Here is a 14,807-nt window from a genome sequence, read left to right as displayed (position 1 = left end):
CTTGATCCGATTTTGATTAAAGGGGATTGAGTTATGACCAAAACGTGGTCGCCCGACAGCTGGCGTGCGAAAACCGCCTTGCAAATGCCGACCTACCCGGACGGTGAAGCCCTTGATGCTATCGAGGGACGTCTGCGCGCCTATCCGCCTTTGGTGTTCGCTGGTGAAGCCCGCAAGCTCAAGCGTGTGCTGGCTGATGCGGCTACGGGCAAGGCGTTTTTATTGCAGGGCGGTGATTGCGCCGAAAGCTTTGCCGAATTTCATCCCGATAACATTCGTGACACCTTCCGGGTGTTGTTGCAGATGGCGGTGGTGCTGACCTACGGTGCCGCTTGCCCTGTCGTTAAAGTTGGCCGCATGGCTGGCCAGTTCGCCAAACCGCGTTCTGATGACAACGAAACAATCGATGGTGTGACCCTGCCCAGTTACCGTGGCGATATGGTCAATGGTATGGACTTTACCTCCGAAGCGCGCATTCCTGCCCCCGAGCGTCTTGAACGCGGCTATAATCAGGCGGCGGCAACGTTGAACCTGCTGCGCGCCTTTGCCCAGGGCGGTTATGCGGATTTGCACAAGGTTCATCAGTGGAATCTGGGCTTCGTCGCCGACAGTGAGTCAGGCGAACGCTATCGCGATCTGGCAAATCGTCTTGATGAAACCCTGGCCTTCATGGCTGCCTGTGGTGTGACCTCCAAGACAACGCCACAAATCCGCGAGACTGATTTTTTCACCTCCCACGAGGCCCTGTTACTGAATTACGAACAGGCCATGACCCGTGTCGATAGTACGTCGGGTGACTGGTATGACACCTCCGCCCACATGCTGTGGATTGGTGACCGGACCCGCCAGCTGGATGGGGCTCATATTGAATTTTTGCGCGGCGTTGCAAACCCTGTCGGAGTCAAGGTTGGCCCGACCATGGATGCCGACGAGTTGATTAAACTGATCGATCTGCTTAACCCGCAAGACGAGGCCGGTCGCCTGACCCTGATCGTGCGGATGGGTGCAGACAAGGTTGAAAACGAACTACCACCCCTGATTCAGGCTGTTCAACGTGAAGGACGCACAGTGGTCTGGGCTTGTGATCCCATGCACGCCAATACGATCAAAAGCTCAAACGGTTTTAAAACCCGTCCTGTTGATACGATCCTTGAAGAAGTTCGCGGCTTTTTCGCCGTTCATAAAGGGGAAGGCAGTCACGCTGGCGGCGTTCATTTTGAAATGACCGGCCAGAACGTCACCGAATGCGTTGGCGGGGATCAGGCCATTACGGAAGCGGATCTGGGTTCGCGCTATCACACCCACTGTGACCCGCGCCTGAACGCCAAGCAATCGCTGGAACTGGCCTTTCTGATCGCCGAAACCCTGAAAGAAGACCGCGCGGACAAGAGTACGCGTATGGCATCAGGGGCTTAAAATCTAAAGGCCTTTCAGGCCGATGTTCAGGCTTTTCATTAGAGCGACCAATTCGACGGTCTCATCGACGCCGTGGCGACGGGTGATTAGCAATCGACCGCCTTCACTTTCAAGCGCTTCGCTCAGGTCCGACAGAAGCGCCTTGATGAATTGTTTGAAGCCTTCGGTCGTGAACGTCCATTCGGCTTCGGTCTGGGTGGTGTTGTCGTCGGCTGGCGGCAGGTGGGAATTGACCATGTCGATAAACCATCCGGAGCGTTTATCGATATCATCGAAACTGTGAGCAATGTCGATCAGGGCGTCGATGACGATGGCGCGGGCGTCATCACTTTCGTAGATGTCCTCCCACTCGAACTTGTTGCCGTAGGCTTTCTTGACCAGCTGGACCACGGCCCGGCATTTGCCCTGATAGGCTTCCATCTGATCGGGCCCCAGGATCATTGACAGGGCCATGAAAAATCCCGGCAAAATCCGCCGGGAGACCGAATCAGAACGCCGGAGTTTGCGGCTGTCGGTTTCAAGCATGTAGGAAAAGGTCTTAACGATCATCCGGTCAAACGGGTACTTGCGGGATTGGTCCCACGACGCTTTTTCGCGGGCGCTGACATAATTCTCGAAGGATTTATCCAAAGTCGCTTTGAGTTCGGTCGTCTTCTGCTCGAATTCCTTGTTAAGGACTTCCAGGTCCTGGACCGACAAATAACCACCCTTGGCATTGGCTTCCTCAGTCAGGCGGCTGGTAAACGAAGATACGACCGACTGGGCCAGTTCCTGGGTTTGCTCCTCGGGCGAGGGCACACGCTTTTTGGTTTTTGCCGGAATCTTGCGCCCCGGCACGGGCGGATTCTTTTTTGCGGTCTTGGCCGCCACTTTCGGTTTCACGTCGGCTTTAACGCTGGCAATTTGCGATGCCGTTCTTTTCTTGGCGACTGGCTTTGCGGCAGGTTTGGCTACCGGTTTCACCTGCGCTGTTGTAACCCCGCCCTGGCTTGCGGGGCCATAGGCGTTGCCAGCTCCGGGCATGAAGATTTCGGCCCGTTGCGGTTCGGGCTGACGGGCCTCTCCGACGTGGATTTGTTCAGTTGGTGGGGCTGGCGGTTTGCTCATGATGTCAACAGGTTACGTGTTCCGATTGCAAATTTCCAGTTTTAACCCTCAAGGTGGGCAAGGACATCCTCCAGGGCGCGGCTCGCCTTAAGACCGTAGCGATTAACAATGGCTTCACGGCCTTCGGGGATTGCCAGATTTTCTCGGAAATTTGAAAACAGGGAGTTCAGAAGAAGCTGCATAGCGGCATCGTCCATTTGCCAGTCTTTTACCGACGCGCCCTCGAAGGCGTAATCTTCGGGTGACGCCAAATGGCTGTTGATCAGGTCCAGCAGCCATTGGCTGCGTTTGTCGAAATTGTTGAAATGCGGAACGATGACGGCAAAAGCGTCGTTGACAAGTTCGTTCGGGGTTTCTTCATTATAGAAGTCGCGCCATAGAAAGTCCTCGCCGAGTGCCTCCTTGCGCTCTCGCACAAGGGCTTTACAGGCAAGCTGGCATTGCTCGAAAAGCTCCGGCCCTGTCATCATCTCGATGGCGGTGAAGAAACCGGGAAGAATTCTGCGTGACAGGTGCCCGTCATGATCGGCCAATTCGCCTTCGGACGGAAAAAGATGCGAGAATCGCTTGACCAGCATACGATCGAAAGGGCGTTTCCGGGTCTGGTCCCACAACTCCTTTTCATGCTGAACGATGCTTTGGCGGATATGGTCGCGTAGCTCCTTGCGATAGGTCTCGCCATCGCCTGCAAGGTAATTTGCGCCTGCTGTGTGTAATTCTTCGGCACTGGTGGAACCGCTGGAAACGATACTTTCCAGCAGGCCACTCAAGGCATCCATAAGGATTTTCTCGCAGACTTCGCGTTCATCGACGCTGGGGTTGGCTTTGCTTTCCTGGGTGGTCATAAATCTTCCTTATTTTGAAAGTAAATTTTCCCCCATCAGGCCCGTCAGTGCAAGCGGTCATCGTCCCGTTGACAGGCATGAGGCTGGCCCGTAGGCTCCGCCAACCAAAACGGATATATTATAAATATGACCGAGACACTCAACATCGCAATGGCCCAGTTAAACCCGACTGTCGGGGACCTTGAGGGGAATCTGGAATTGGTCCGCGCGGCAAGGGCCCAGGCCGGGTCTGCTGACTTGCTGGTCACAGGCGAACTCGTGCTCAGTGGTTATCCGCCCGAAGATCTGGTCCTTAAACCATCATTTCAGGATGCGCTGGAGCAGCATGTCCACGTCTTTGCCAAAGAAACAGCTGACGGCGGCCCGGCTGTTCTGCTGGGTACTCCCTGGCGACAGGATGGTCGCCTTTATAACGCTGTTCTGTTGATCGAGAATGGCAAGATCAGCGCCGCCCGCTTCAAGCGCGAACTGCCCAATTATGGGGTGTTCGATGAGAAACGGGTCTTCAAGGTCGCCGATATGCAACAACCCATACCCTTTGGCAAGCTCAAGCTGGGGGTGATGATTTGCGAGGACATGTGGTTTGAGGCGGTTACGGACACCCTTTCCAAAGCCGGTGCCGACCTTTTAATCGTGCTTAACGGCTCGCCTTTCGATATTGAGAAAAAAACCGCCCGTTTCGATTATGCCCGCGTTCGTATTTCCGAAACCGGCCTGCCGCTGGTTTATGTCAATCTGGTCGGTGGTCAGGATGAACTGGTTTTTGATGGTGACAGTTTCATTATGGACGGGGGCGGTGAAATAGTGGTTCGCGCCAATTCATGGGACTCAGGCGTTGTTGAAACCATGTGGCGCAAGGACGCCGAGGGTTGGGCATGTGAGGGGCAGGGGGAACTCGAACACCCCGGTGATCTGGAACAAATGTACCGGGCGATTTGCTTGGGGCTTCGCGACTACGTTAACAAAAACGGTTTCCCCGGTATCCTGATCGGCCTTTCCGGCGGCATTGACAGCGCCCTCAGCGCCGCTGTCGCCGTCGATGCTATCGGTCCTGATCGGGTCCACTGTGTCATGATGCCCTCGCCCTATACGTCAACGGAAAGTCTTGATGATGCCGCCGAAATTGCTGCCCTTTTGGGCTGCCGCCTCGACAGTATCTCCATCGAACCGGCAATGGCGGCGTTTGAGACGATGCTGGAGCCTTCCTTCAAGAACACAAGTCCCGACATCACTGAGGAAAACCTGCAGGCACGCGCCCGTGGCGTTACATTGATGGCGCTATCGAACAAGTTCGGTAACATGGTTTTGTCGACCGGCAACAAATCGGAAATGTCGGTCGGTTATGCGACCCTTTATGGTGATATGTGCGGGGGCTATTCGGTGCTCAAGGATATATACAAAACGACGGTTTTCGCCCTGTCAGAGTGGCGTAACCAGAATGTCCCCACGGGCGTGCTTGGGCCTGCAGGCCCGGTCATGGGCGCCCGCGTCATTTCCAAGCCGCCTTCTGCGGAGCTGAAACCGGATCAAAAGGACGAGGATAGCTTGCCGCCTTATGACCAACTCGATGATATCCTGCATGGCCTGATCGAAGCCGAGCTGTCGGCTGATGACATTGCCGGGCGTGGTCATGATCCGGCTACTGTCGACAGGGTCTGGCGGATGCTGGACCGGGCTGAATACAAGCGTCGTCAGGCCCCGCCGGGGGTCAAAATTTCGTCGCGCGCGTTTGGGCGTGATCGGCGCTATCCCATTACCAACGGATTTACCGGGGGCCAATTATGACCATCGTTCGTTTTGCGCCCAGCCCGACCGGCAACCTGCATGTCGGCAACGTCCGTATGGCCCTGGCCAACTGGCTTCATGCCCGGGCCAAGGGCGGCACGTTTATCCTGCGCCTTGATGACACCGATACGGAGCGCTCAACCGCCGAATTTGCGGCCTCAATTGAAAATGACCTGACCTGGCTTGGCCTTCAGTGGGATCAGTTGGAACGCCAATCGACCCGTATGGAGCGCTACCGGGAAACTCTCGTACTGCTGAAGCAATCGGGGCGTGTTTATGCCTGCTACGAAACGCCGGAAGAACTGGATTACAAACGCAAGCGGTTGATGGGCCGTGGCAAGCCACCGATCTATGATCGTTCGGCGATCGATTTAAGCGATCAACAACGCCAAGCATACGAAGCCGAAGGCCGCCAGCCCCACTGGCGCTTCAAGCTCGACCACACCGATATTAACTTTGATGATCTTGTCCGCGGGGCCGTTCACTTTCACGGTCAAAATCTGAGCGACCCGGTGCTGGTGCGCGGCGATGGTACTTATCTGTACATGCTGCCTTCCGCCGTTGACGATATCGACATGGCTGTCACCGACGTCATTCGCGGCGAGGACCATGTTGCCAACACCGCCGTGCAAATCCAGATATTTGAAGCACTGGGCGCGAAGCCACCCGTTTTCGCCCACACACCATTGCTCACGGATATTGGCGGTAAGGGGTTGTCGAAACGGCTGGGCTCGATGACCGTTTCTTCGCTTAGGGAGGACGGTGTCGAGGCGATGGCTCTGAACAGCTATCTCGCCCACATCGGCACCTCAGACGCGATTGAGCCGCGTGCCAGTCTTGCCGATCTGGCCGCTGATTTCGATATCAGTCACACTGGGCGCGGCACCCCCAAGTTCGACCCGGATCACTTGAAAACACTGAATGCTGCCTTGTTGCACGGCACGGATTTCGCGGCAGCCGAACTCCGTTTGCAAGCTCTTGGACTGGATCAGGCCGACCCAGCTTTCTGGGAGGCGGTTCGCCCCAATCTTGAACGCTTCGACGATGCCGCCCTGTGGCACAAGGTTTGTTTCGGGGCTATTGATCCGGTGATCGAAGATTCCGGTTTTGCACAGGCCGCCATTGACCTTCTTCCTGATGGCGGGTGGGATCAAACGACATGGAAGGATTGGACCGGCGCGGTCAAGGAAGCAACGGGCCGCAAGGGCAAGGAGTTGTTCCTGCCGTTGCGCCTGGCGTTAACCGGCCTGGACCATGGCCCGGAACTGAAATTGTTGCTGCCGCTGATCGGTCGTGACCGGGTGTTGCAACGCTTGAAGGGGGAAAGCCCGTGAGAATAATTAAATATGTGATGTTCCTTTGTGTTGTCCTGATCGCTTTACCGGTTCAGGCCGCTGAGCGCACGATCAGTATTGATGGTGTTGGCGAGGTGTCGGCAAAGCCCGATACGGTGGAGCTGCGCGTCGCCGTCATTGGTAATGCGGCCAGCGCGGCAGTGGCGATGACCACGGCCTCCAACAAGGCTGCTGCGGTGTTAAAGAAACTTTCCGCCCATGGCATTGCCGATAAAGACATTCAAACCGGTTCTGTTTCGCTGAACCCGGTCTACCAAAGAAATCAGAACAACCAACAGCAGGAACCCAAGGTGATCGGTTACCGGGCCGCCATCGACAACCTGGTTCGGTTGCGGGCCATGGAAAGCCTGGGAAAGGTCATCGATGATCTGTTGCAGGCCGGGGCTGACAGGCTCGATGGTATTCACTTTTTTCTGGCCGATACTGACGCCCTGATGGCCGAAGCCCGTAAAAAAGCGGTCAAGGATGCCCTGGCCAAGGCGGCGCAACTAAGCACCGCCGCGGGGGTTGAGTTGGGTCAGGTGATCTCCATTACGGACGCCGCCGCCGGTGGCCCGCTCCCGCAACAACGCATGATGGCCATCAGTTCGGCCAGGGCCGGGGCACCGGTGATGCCCGGTGAGATTAGAATCATGGTGCGCGTTCACATGGTCATGGCAATCAGGTAAACAAAGGTTCCTAATCTTGACACTGAAACTGCACAATACCCTGACCCGTCAGAAGGAAGTTTTCGAGCCTATCGACAAGGACGATATCCGCATGTATGTGTGCGGACCGACGGTTTATGACCTAGCCCATATCGGCAACGCCCGCCCGGTCGTTGTCTTTGATGTCCTCTACAAGTTGCTCAAGAGCCTTTATGAGAACGTCACCTACGTGCGCAACATCACCGACGTTGATGACAAGATCAACGCCAAGGCCGCCGAAACCGGTGTCGATATCCGCACCCTCACCGAAGGCACCGCCGCCGTCTTTCATCAGGATATGGCGGCCCTGAATGCGCTTGAGCCGGATCAGGAACCCCGCGCCACGGACCATATTCCTGAAATGATCGCGATGATCAAAACCCTGATCGAAAAGGGTCACGCTTACGTAAAAGACGGCCACGTACTGTTCGAGGCCAATTCCTGGGATGATTACGGCAAGCTGTCTGGCAATACCCGCGATGAAATTGTCGCCGGTGCCCGGGTTGAGGTTGCGCCATACAAGAAGGACGCCGCCGATTTCGTGTTGTGGAAGCCCTCTAGCGGTACTGAACCCGGTTGGGAAAGCGACTGGGGTTATGGCCGTCCCGGCTGGCATTTGGAATGCTCGGCCATGAGCAAGAAGTATCTGGGCGAAGAATTCGACATTCACGGCGGCGGCCAGGATTTGATTTTCCCACACCACGAAAACGAAATCGCGCAAAGCCGTTGCAGCCACGGCACCGAGCACATGGCTCGGCTTTGGATGCACAACGGCTACCTGATGAGCGAAGGCGAGAAGATGTCGAAAAGCCTCGGCAACTTCTACACCGTCCACGACCTGCTGGAAGAATTCCCCGGCGAGGCGATCAGACTGGCGCTGCTCAAAACCCACTACCGCCAGCCAATGGATTTTACAAAGGATGGGATCAGGGAGGCGAAGCATATTCTGGATCGTTTTTACATAGCGATTCAAAAACTTTCAGCAGCAAAAATTGAAGGTGAACCAAAAGTGCCAGAAAAAGTTTTGGAGGCACTTTCTGACGATTTAAATACGCCAAGTGCTATTTCTCATCTGCACACAATCTTAAACGAACTCAATTCTTCAATGGGAAATAGCGGATGGGTTGAAGAATTTTCCCCGTATAAGGAAAAACTTCTTGGGGCCGGTCGCGCCCTTGGAATTCTTCAACAAGATCCCGTGGACTGGTTCAAATGGCAGCCTGAAAGTGCGGACAGTTTCGACGAAGCCACCATTGAGGATTTGATCACCAAGCGCACGCAGGCCCGCGCCGACAAGGACTTTGCCGAATCTGACCGTATCCGTGATGAACTGGCGGCGCAGGGGGTCGTCCTTGAAGACGGCGCTGGTGGCACCACCTGGCGGCGGGAATGAGTCTTAGAGTTTCGGTCCCTCAGTCGCCGGGCGCTCACTCCGTTCGCTTGGTTGGGCCTCTGGAAGTCAAGTTTCAAATGGCGACAGGAGCTCTATTCTCCTACCGCGTCACATGGTTCCCCAAGCCCGCGACTGCGGGCCGACGCCACTGCGGCGAGCCAAGGGTTCGGAGAACCCGCCCGGCGCTTGAGGGATAAATATCATGATCGAAATTTACATCGACGCCGATGCCTGCCCGGTTAAGGAGGAAATCCTTAAGGTTGCCGATCGCCACGGCTTGATGGTTCATATGGTCAGTGACGGCGGGATCCGCCCCCATGCTAATCCTATGGTCCGTATTGTCGTGGTCACGCAGGGTGCGGACGCTGCCGATGACTGGATCGTCGAGCACATTCAAACCGGCGATATTGCCGTCACCAACGATATTCCGTTGGCCGACCGTATATTGAAAAAAGGCGCCGGGGCCATTCGCCCAAACGGTCAGGCTTTTAGTGAAGATTCCATCGGCATGGCCCTGGCGACGCGAAATTTGATGGCCGACCTGCGTGAGACGGGTACCGTCACCGGTGGCCCGGCGCCGTTTTCAAAGCAGGACAGGTCACGATTTTTGCAGGCACTGGAAACGGCTATTGTGGCAGGCCGTCAGACTTAGCCGATCATGATATCGATTTCCGACTGTTCCATGGTTTTGGCGCTGCCGTTGATAATGCCACCTGCGACATCCATCAATTGTTGAATGACCCTCGATAGAGCGGTCGCGTTTTCACGGACCAGATCCATGTTTCCCTGTGCCAGGTCACCTTCGATGCGGTCGATGGTGGTGGCGATCAGGTTATCGATCTGGGAGATCGTCTGCTCGAACGGGGCACGAAATTTGTTCGGCACATGGTTGTAGGCCTCCGCCGCCAGCTCACGGTCCGAAAATGTGCTATCCAGCATGTGTTCCTGATAACCTTTTGGGTGCCATTCCTTGGCGTCCTCAAGCAGCTCCGGCATGTCGGGAATCATTTCCAGGGTCATGACAATTTCGTTGAAATGGTTCAGGTAATCAGTCGCAAGCAAGGTTAGTTCATTGATATTGGTGTCGCGGACTTTTTCCTGGAAAGCCAGAAAGTCTGCAAGTTCTTCTTCACCAATACCGCTCAGGTCAGGACGATCATTCATACTTTCTTATATCAAGAAATCGGGTGTGGGGAACCTTCAAACCATTGTTTTCTAGCAGAAAGCCTTGAGCAAAGTGCTTAAATTGTTCATTCTCCGGCATTAGGCTGGTTATTTTATAGAAATTACAATCCTGGGATTACTTGAGAGCATGAGCGACAACCGCGTTTATTTGTATGACTGTACCTTGCGTGATGGTGCCCAAACCCAGGGCGTCGATTTTAACGTGTCCGACAAGATGCTGATCGCCACCGAACTGGACAAACTTGGCGTTGACTACATCGAAGGTGGCTGGCCCGGCGCCAATCCGACTGACGATGCTTTTTTCAATGCCCCGCCAACATTCACACGGGCGCGCCTGACCGCCTTTGGCATGACCAGGCGAGCTGGACGCTCCAGCGATAATGATCCGGGACTTAACGCCTTGCTCGATTGCGGAACTGACGCCATCTGCATGGTTGGCAAGACCTGGGATTTCCACGTTGATGTGGCCCTGGAAATCGAGCATTCCGAAAACATCGCGATGATCTCAGACTCCGTAAAACACGCCCAATCCAAAGTCGAAGAAGTGATGTTCGACGCCGAGCATTTTTTTGACGGCTACAAGGCCAACCCGGAATTCGCCATGGCTTGCCTGAAGGCGGCTTTTGACGCTGGTGCCCGCTGGATCGTGTTGTGCGACACCAATGGCGGCACCTTGCCCCATGAGATCGAGGAAATTGTCAGCGCCGTGTGCGAACAGATTCCGGGCACCAACCTGGGTATCCATTGCCATGATGATACGGGCAACGCGGTCGCCAATTCACTGGCTGCCGTTCGCGCCGGTGCGCGTCAGGTTCAAGGGGCCTTGAACGGCCTGGGCGAGCGTTGTGGCAATGCCAACCTGATAACGATTATTCCGTCGCTGATTCTGAAAATGGGTTACGAGACCGGCATTTCAGCTGACGACTTGACCCACCTGTCGCATGTGTCACGGGTTCTTGACGAGCACCTCAATCGCTCACCTGATCGCAGTGCGCCGTACGTGGGTGAGTCCGCTTTCGCCCACAAGGGCGGTTTGCATGTGTCAGCTGTCGAAAAAGACCCGCGTAGCTACGAACATGTAGAGCCCGGTCTGGTTGGCAATGCACGCCAGATTGTTGTTTCCGATCAGGCGGGCAAGGCTAATATCCTGGCCCGGTTCCGGGAAATCGGCATCGATGTCGAAGCCGATGATCCCAAGGTTGTGCGGCTTGTCGAACAGGTCAAGGAGCGGGAATTCGACGGTTATTCCTACGATGGCGCGGAAGCCAGCTTCGAGCTTTTGGCGCGGCGCGCGCTTGGCAAGGTGCCTGACTATTTCCATTGTAACCATTTCAGGGTTCTGGATGAGCGGCGCTGGAACGCCAAGGGTGAACTGGTGATCGTCTCTGAAGCCACCGTCAAGCTGACGGTCGATGGCGAGGAACACATGACGGTGGCCGAAGGTAACGGCCCGGTCAATGCACTGGATATGGCGCTCAGGAAAGTTTTGACACCAATTTATCCGGCCCTTGAAGATTTGCGTCTTGTTGACTTCAAGGTCCGCATCCTGCGTTCCACAGATGCCTCCGCCGCCATGCCGCGGGTGATGATCGAGTCCGCTGACGACCACGGCGATCACTGGTCGACGGTCGGGGTTTCGACAAATATTATCGAGGCTTCTTATGAAGCGCTACGTGACAGTATCGTCTACAAGCTGTATCGCGACGGCGTGACCTAGAATCCAATGACTGGAAGCAAGAAAACCCGCAGGCCGCCAAAATCAAGTGCGACGGCGGTCCAAAGCGCACCGGCAATTATCCTGATTAACCCACAACTGGGTGAAAATATCGGCATGAGCGCCCGGGCCATGCTCAATAACGCCCTGGGTGATTTGCGGCTTGTCGCACCGGTTCATGGCTGGCCAAACGAAAATGCTATCAAGCCATCGGTCGGGGCCGATGTGGTTCTTGATGCGGTCCGGGTTTTTGATACGACGCCTGAAGCCCTGAGCGGTTTAAGTCATGTCTACGCGACCACCGCCCGGGACCGGGACATGACCAAACGGGTGTTGAGCGCGCGCGCGGCCGCACAGGAAATGCGCGAGGTTATAGCTGCGGGCGGAACTCCCGGCGTGATTTTCGGACGAGAAGCCTGGGGCCTCAACAATGACGATGTGGCTCTGGCCGACACCCTGGTCACTATTCCCATGAACCCGGCTTTCAGTTCGCTTAATTTGGCCCAGGCGGTGCTGTTGATCGGGTATGAATGGTTCCAGTCCGGCGATACGACACCGGCCATTGACGAGCGGATCCCCAAAAACACACGCCTTGCCGACAAGTCCGAACTGGTTGGTATGTTCGAGCATCTGGAAACCGAGCTGGACGCGTGTGGGTTCCTGAGGCCACCTGAAAAACGTCCGGCCATGGTCCGCAATATCCGCAACATGTTCCAGCGCGCAAACATGACCGAACAGGAAGTTCGCACATTCAGGGGTATTATTTCAGGACTTATTCGCAAGCACGAACGCTAATTAAATGCGTTCCGACAGCCAGATCGCCATGCGTGATCCGGTTTTAACCAGGGCGCTCAAGCCTTCGTAACCGGCAGCTTTTTCAGCGCCATGCTCAATGGCGGTGTCACGGTGCTCAAGTTCTTCGAGGCGGAATTTCTCGCACGTTTCGCTCAACTCTTTTTCGTCACCGCCCATGGCTTCAAGTTTTTCGACCTGGGCCGCGTAGTGCTCATCAATCACTTCCTCGACGGCGACAGTACACGCCATCGCCGCTTTCTCGCCCATTAATGCCGTACCGGCGCCCAGTGCGAACCCGGCCAGGTGCCACAGCGGCAGCAGGGCCGTTGGCCGGACCCGGCGCTTGCCGATCATTTTTGAAAATGTCTCAAGGTGGGCTTCTTCCTGGGCCAGCATGTGACTGATGACCGGTCCGCTTTCGGATTTTCCCAGAACGCTCATCTGCCCTTCATAGATACGCACAGCGCCATACTCGCCCGCCTGATCGACACGAATGAAGCGTTCAATCAAGGACTCGCGGCTGGGGTCGCCGGGCAGGCGGCCGTCTACGGATGAATAGGCTTTTTGCTCTTTGCTCATGTTTTGCGTGTCTTTGACAATTGTATGCCCGCCGCAATGCTGGCCATCCCAAGCACGCCCGAGCCGATAACATTATAGGTCGCCATGCTGATTCCAAAAAGGGTCCAGTCCACATCATCACAGGATTTTTCCGGCTTTTGCATCAGGCTTGACCGCAAATCCTGCAGACTGACGGTGTCGGACAAGGTGCCCGAACAGCCCGAAAGCCACCAGTGCTGCTCTACCCCGACGTGGTAAACGGCAATGCCCGCGCCGACAAGATAGACCAGGCCGCAGATGATAATAATCAGGGGGATCAGTACCGATGAGGCTTTCAGGCGTAGCGCCAGGACGGCCAGCAAACCTGTGACAATAAAGGGAATGCGCTGGTACAGGCACAGGATGCAGGGCTCCAGCCGGTAGACATGCTGGGCCGTTAACGCCAGCGACAGGGCGCCGACGGTGACCAGAAAAATGAAAGCGGGGATCAGGCGGTTAAAGGGCATTGAAATAGACTAATGCAGGAACTTGATCAGGACAAATCCACCAAACAGCAGGACGAAAAAGGCGGTTGCCAGGAGCCCCAGATTTTTTTCGATAAAGGCTCTGATCGGTTCGCCGAAATACCACAGCAGGCCAGCGACCAAAAAGAAGCGAAGGCCCCGCGACAGCACCGAGGCGACGATGAAAACGACCAGATTCAGGTCGGCGACACCACTGGCGATGGTGATAACCTTGTAGGGGAAGGGTGTCAGCCCGGCCCCGCCCACGATCCAGGCGCCCCATTCGTGGTAATAATTTTGAAACTGGCTGAATTTGTCTGCGTAGCCATAGAAATCGAGCAGCGCCCTGCCAATGGATTCATAAAGAAAATAACCGATGCCGTAACCGGCGACGCCGCCAAGGACGGAAGCAACCGTGCAAATCAGGGCGATGGTCCAGGCTTTTTCACGGGCTGCCAGAACCATCGGGATAATCAGGATATCGGGGGGGATGGGGAACACCGAACTTTCGATGAACGACACCAAAGCCAATGCGGCCAAGGCATTGCGGTGCTCTGCCAGTTTCATGGTCCAGTCGTAGAGGCCTCTGATCACTTGAATATTCTCCGCCTTACAAGATTGCCGTGGCGGAGGTTTAGCAGTCCCTTGAGCGATCTGCAATATCGCGATTGACCCGGCCCAAGCCTTGGCTATGATGGCCGCTTCCAATGCAGTGCCCCTGTGGCGGAACTGGTAGACGCGCGGGATTCAAAAGCTAGTAATACGGCTATTTTTCGCGCTAACACATTGAAAAACATCAGTAAAATATTTATACAGTTTTTGTACAGCTTTACAGCTTGTGCCTGTCGTGTATAATACGTCCACGCACTAAATTAATTTGGCTTTGCCCTATACAAAAAGCGGACTACCTGAAGTTTGTGATTGATTGGGCAAATGTTAAATGTTACGGAGTGTGCAGTGCCCCCGTGGCGGAACTGGTAGACAAATGTTTGCCCACTCATCAAGTAATTGGTGAGAATGCAGAGTGTAAATTGCGGGGAAGCCTAAGTCAGAAATGATATGGTAATCCGCAGCCAAGCCCAGAAGTTTTGGGAAGGTTCAGAGACTATAATCACTCCATCCTTCGGGATGATGGGATAGTCCAGACCCACAAGCCCTAGTTGATAGGGTGGCTTGTGAAAGCAAGTGTAGGTATGAGACGCGCCAGATTCAAAATCTGGTTCTCGCAAGGGAGTGCCCGTTCGATTCGGGCCGGGGGCACCAACTCTCCGTTATTGTATGGATATAATGCAATGGCGAAACTGGCAGAGTTTGAAGACGGTAAAATCGTTCTAGAGACCGTCAATGGCACCAAAAATATCAGGGCTAGAGTTAAAGCTGCAGATAATAGTTGGAAGGTATTTTCAACTAAAGAAAAGACGTTGGAAAAAGCTGAGCAAGTAGCAAAAACCACGTTTTTCACAGG

General features: G+C 55.1%; 15 protein-coding genes. 9 read left to right on the top strand and 6 right to left on the bottom strand.

The annotated features are described in order from the left end of the window. The first annotated feature begins 33 nt into the window (after window positions 1-33). The gene (locus tag HOL66_00145; protein MBT5242633.1) at window positions 34-1,416 is read left to right on the top strand and encodes a 3-deoxy-7-phosphoheptulonate synthase class II; all 1,383 of its coding nucleotides are present in this window, start codon (window positions 34-36) and stop codon (window positions 1,414-1,416) included. Window positions 1,417-1,419: 3 nt separating this feature from the next. Here HOL66_00145 and HOL66_00140 read toward each other — a convergent pair whose 3' ends face one another. Both HOL66_00140 and HOL66_00135 read right to left on the bottom strand, forming a co-directional pair. After that, window positions 1,420-2,523, bottom strand: a complete 1,104-nt coding sequence (locus tag HOL66_00140) for a hypothetical protein (protein ID MBT5242632.1) — start codon at window positions 2,521-2,523, stop codon at window positions 1,420-1,422. Window positions 2,524-2,564: 41 nt separating this feature from the next. Next, window positions 2,565-3,368 carry a hypothetical protein gene (locus HOL66_00135; GenBank protein ID MBT5242631.1) on the bottom strand — a complete coding sequence of 268 codons (804 nt, stop codon included), beginning with the start codon at window positions 3,366-3,368 and terminating at the stop codon, window positions 2,565-2,567. Between the two features lie 126 nt (window positions 3,369-3,494). On the opposite strand from HOL66_00135, the gene HOL66_00130 reads away from it, so the two are divergent. The 5 genes from HOL66_00130 (at window position 3,495) to HOL66_00110 (ending at window position 9,239) form a co-directional block, all read left to right on the top strand. Next, the gene (locus tag HOL66_00130) at window positions 3,495-5,153 is read left to right on the top strand and encodes an NAD+ synthase (protein MBT5242630.1); all 1,659 of its coding nucleotides are present in this window, start codon (window positions 3,495-3,497) and stop codon (window positions 5,151-5,153) included. Next, a complete protein-coding gene (locus tag HOL66_00125; GenBank protein ID MBT5242629.1) occupies window positions 5,150-6,487 on the top strand; it encodes a glutamate--tRNA ligase in 1,338 nt (445 codons plus the stop codon). The genes HOL66_00130 and HOL66_00125 overlap by 4 nt, the downstream gene beginning before the upstream one ends. Further along, window positions 6,484-7,176: an SIMPL domain-containing protein gene (locus tag HOL66_00120; protein ID MBT5242628.1), complete on the top strand. Its 693-nt coding sequence runs from the start codon at window positions 6,484-6,486 to the stop codon at window positions 7,174-7,176. Before HOL66_00125 ends, HOL66_00120 begins: the two co-directional genes overlap by 4 nt. A gap of 16 nt (window positions 7,177-7,192) precedes the next feature. Next, entirely contained in the window at window positions 7,193-8,587 is a 1,395-nt protein-coding gene (locus HOL66_00115) for a cysteine--tRNA ligase (protein MBT5242627.1), read from the top strand. A gap of 202 nt (window positions 8,588-8,789) precedes the next feature. Beyond that, on the top strand, window positions 8,790-9,239 hold the full coding sequence (locus tag HOL66_00110) for a YaiI/YqxD family protein (GenBank protein MBT5242626.1): 450 nt from the start codon (window positions 8,790-8,792) through the stop codon (window positions 9,237-9,239). On the opposite strand, the gene HOL66_00105 is transcribed toward HOL66_00110, so the two are convergent. Further along, a complete protein-coding gene (locus HOL66_00105; protein ID MBT5242625.1) occupies window positions 9,236-9,751 on the bottom strand; it encodes a hypothetical protein in 516 nt (171 codons plus the stop codon). The genes HOL66_00110 and HOL66_00105 overlap by 4 nt on opposite strands. A 148-nt stretch (window positions 9,752-9,899) precedes the next feature. Between HOL66_00105 and HOL66_00100 the strand changes: the two genes are divergently transcribed. Both HOL66_00100 and HOL66_00095 read left to right on the top strand, forming a co-directional pair. Continuing rightward, entirely contained in the window at window positions 9,900-11,489 is a 1,590-nt protein-coding gene (locus tag HOL66_00100; GenBank protein ID MBT5242624.1) for a citramalate synthase, read from the top strand. A gap of 6 nt (window positions 11,490-11,495) precedes the next feature. Further along, the gene (locus HOL66_00095; protein MBT5242623.1) at window positions 11,496-12,281 is read left to right on the top strand and encodes an RNA methyltransferase; all 786 of its coding nucleotides are present in this window, start codon (window positions 11,496-11,498) and stop codon (window positions 12,279-12,281) included. Here the strand turns inward: HOL66_00095 and HOL66_00090 are convergent, their stop codons facing one another. Genes HOL66_00090 through HOL66_00080 form a run of 3 tightly spaced genes read right to left on the bottom strand, consistent with a single transcriptional unit; the run spans window position 12,282 to window position 13,936 of the window. Beyond that, window positions 12,282-12,860, bottom strand: coding sequence for a demethoxyubiquinone hydroxylase family protein (locus HOL66_00090; GenBank protein MBT5242622.1), 579 nt, complete (start codon window positions 12,858-12,860; stop codon window positions 12,282-12,284). Continuing rightward, a complete protein-coding gene (locus HOL66_00085) occupies window positions 12,857-13,345 on the bottom strand; it encodes a disulfide bond formation protein B (GenBank protein ID MBT5242621.1) in 489 nt (162 codons plus the stop codon). The genes HOL66_00090 and HOL66_00085 overlap by 4 nt, the downstream gene beginning before the upstream one ends. A 9-nt stretch (window positions 13,346-13,354) precedes the next feature. Then, entirely contained in the window at window positions 13,355-13,936 is a 582-nt protein-coding gene (locus tag HOL66_00080) for a DedA family protein (GenBank protein ID MBT5242620.1), read from the bottom strand. Between the two features lie 698 nt (window positions 13,937-14,634). Between HOL66_00080 and HOL66_00075 the strand changes: the two genes are divergently transcribed. Continuing rightward, window positions 14,635-14,807: hypothetical protein (locus HOL66_00075; GenBank protein MBT5242619.1), on the top strand; the 173-nt coding region annotated here is incomplete at its 3' end.

The sequence above is a fragment of the Rhodospirillaceae bacterium genome, assembly GCA_018662005.1.
Classification (GTDB): domain Bacteria; phylum Pseudomonadota; class Alphaproteobacteria; order Rhodospirillales; family JABHCV01; genus JACNJU01.
The sequence above is the reverse complement of the archived record's forward strand: the minus strand, read 5'-3'. Positions and strand labels throughout refer to the sequence as shown.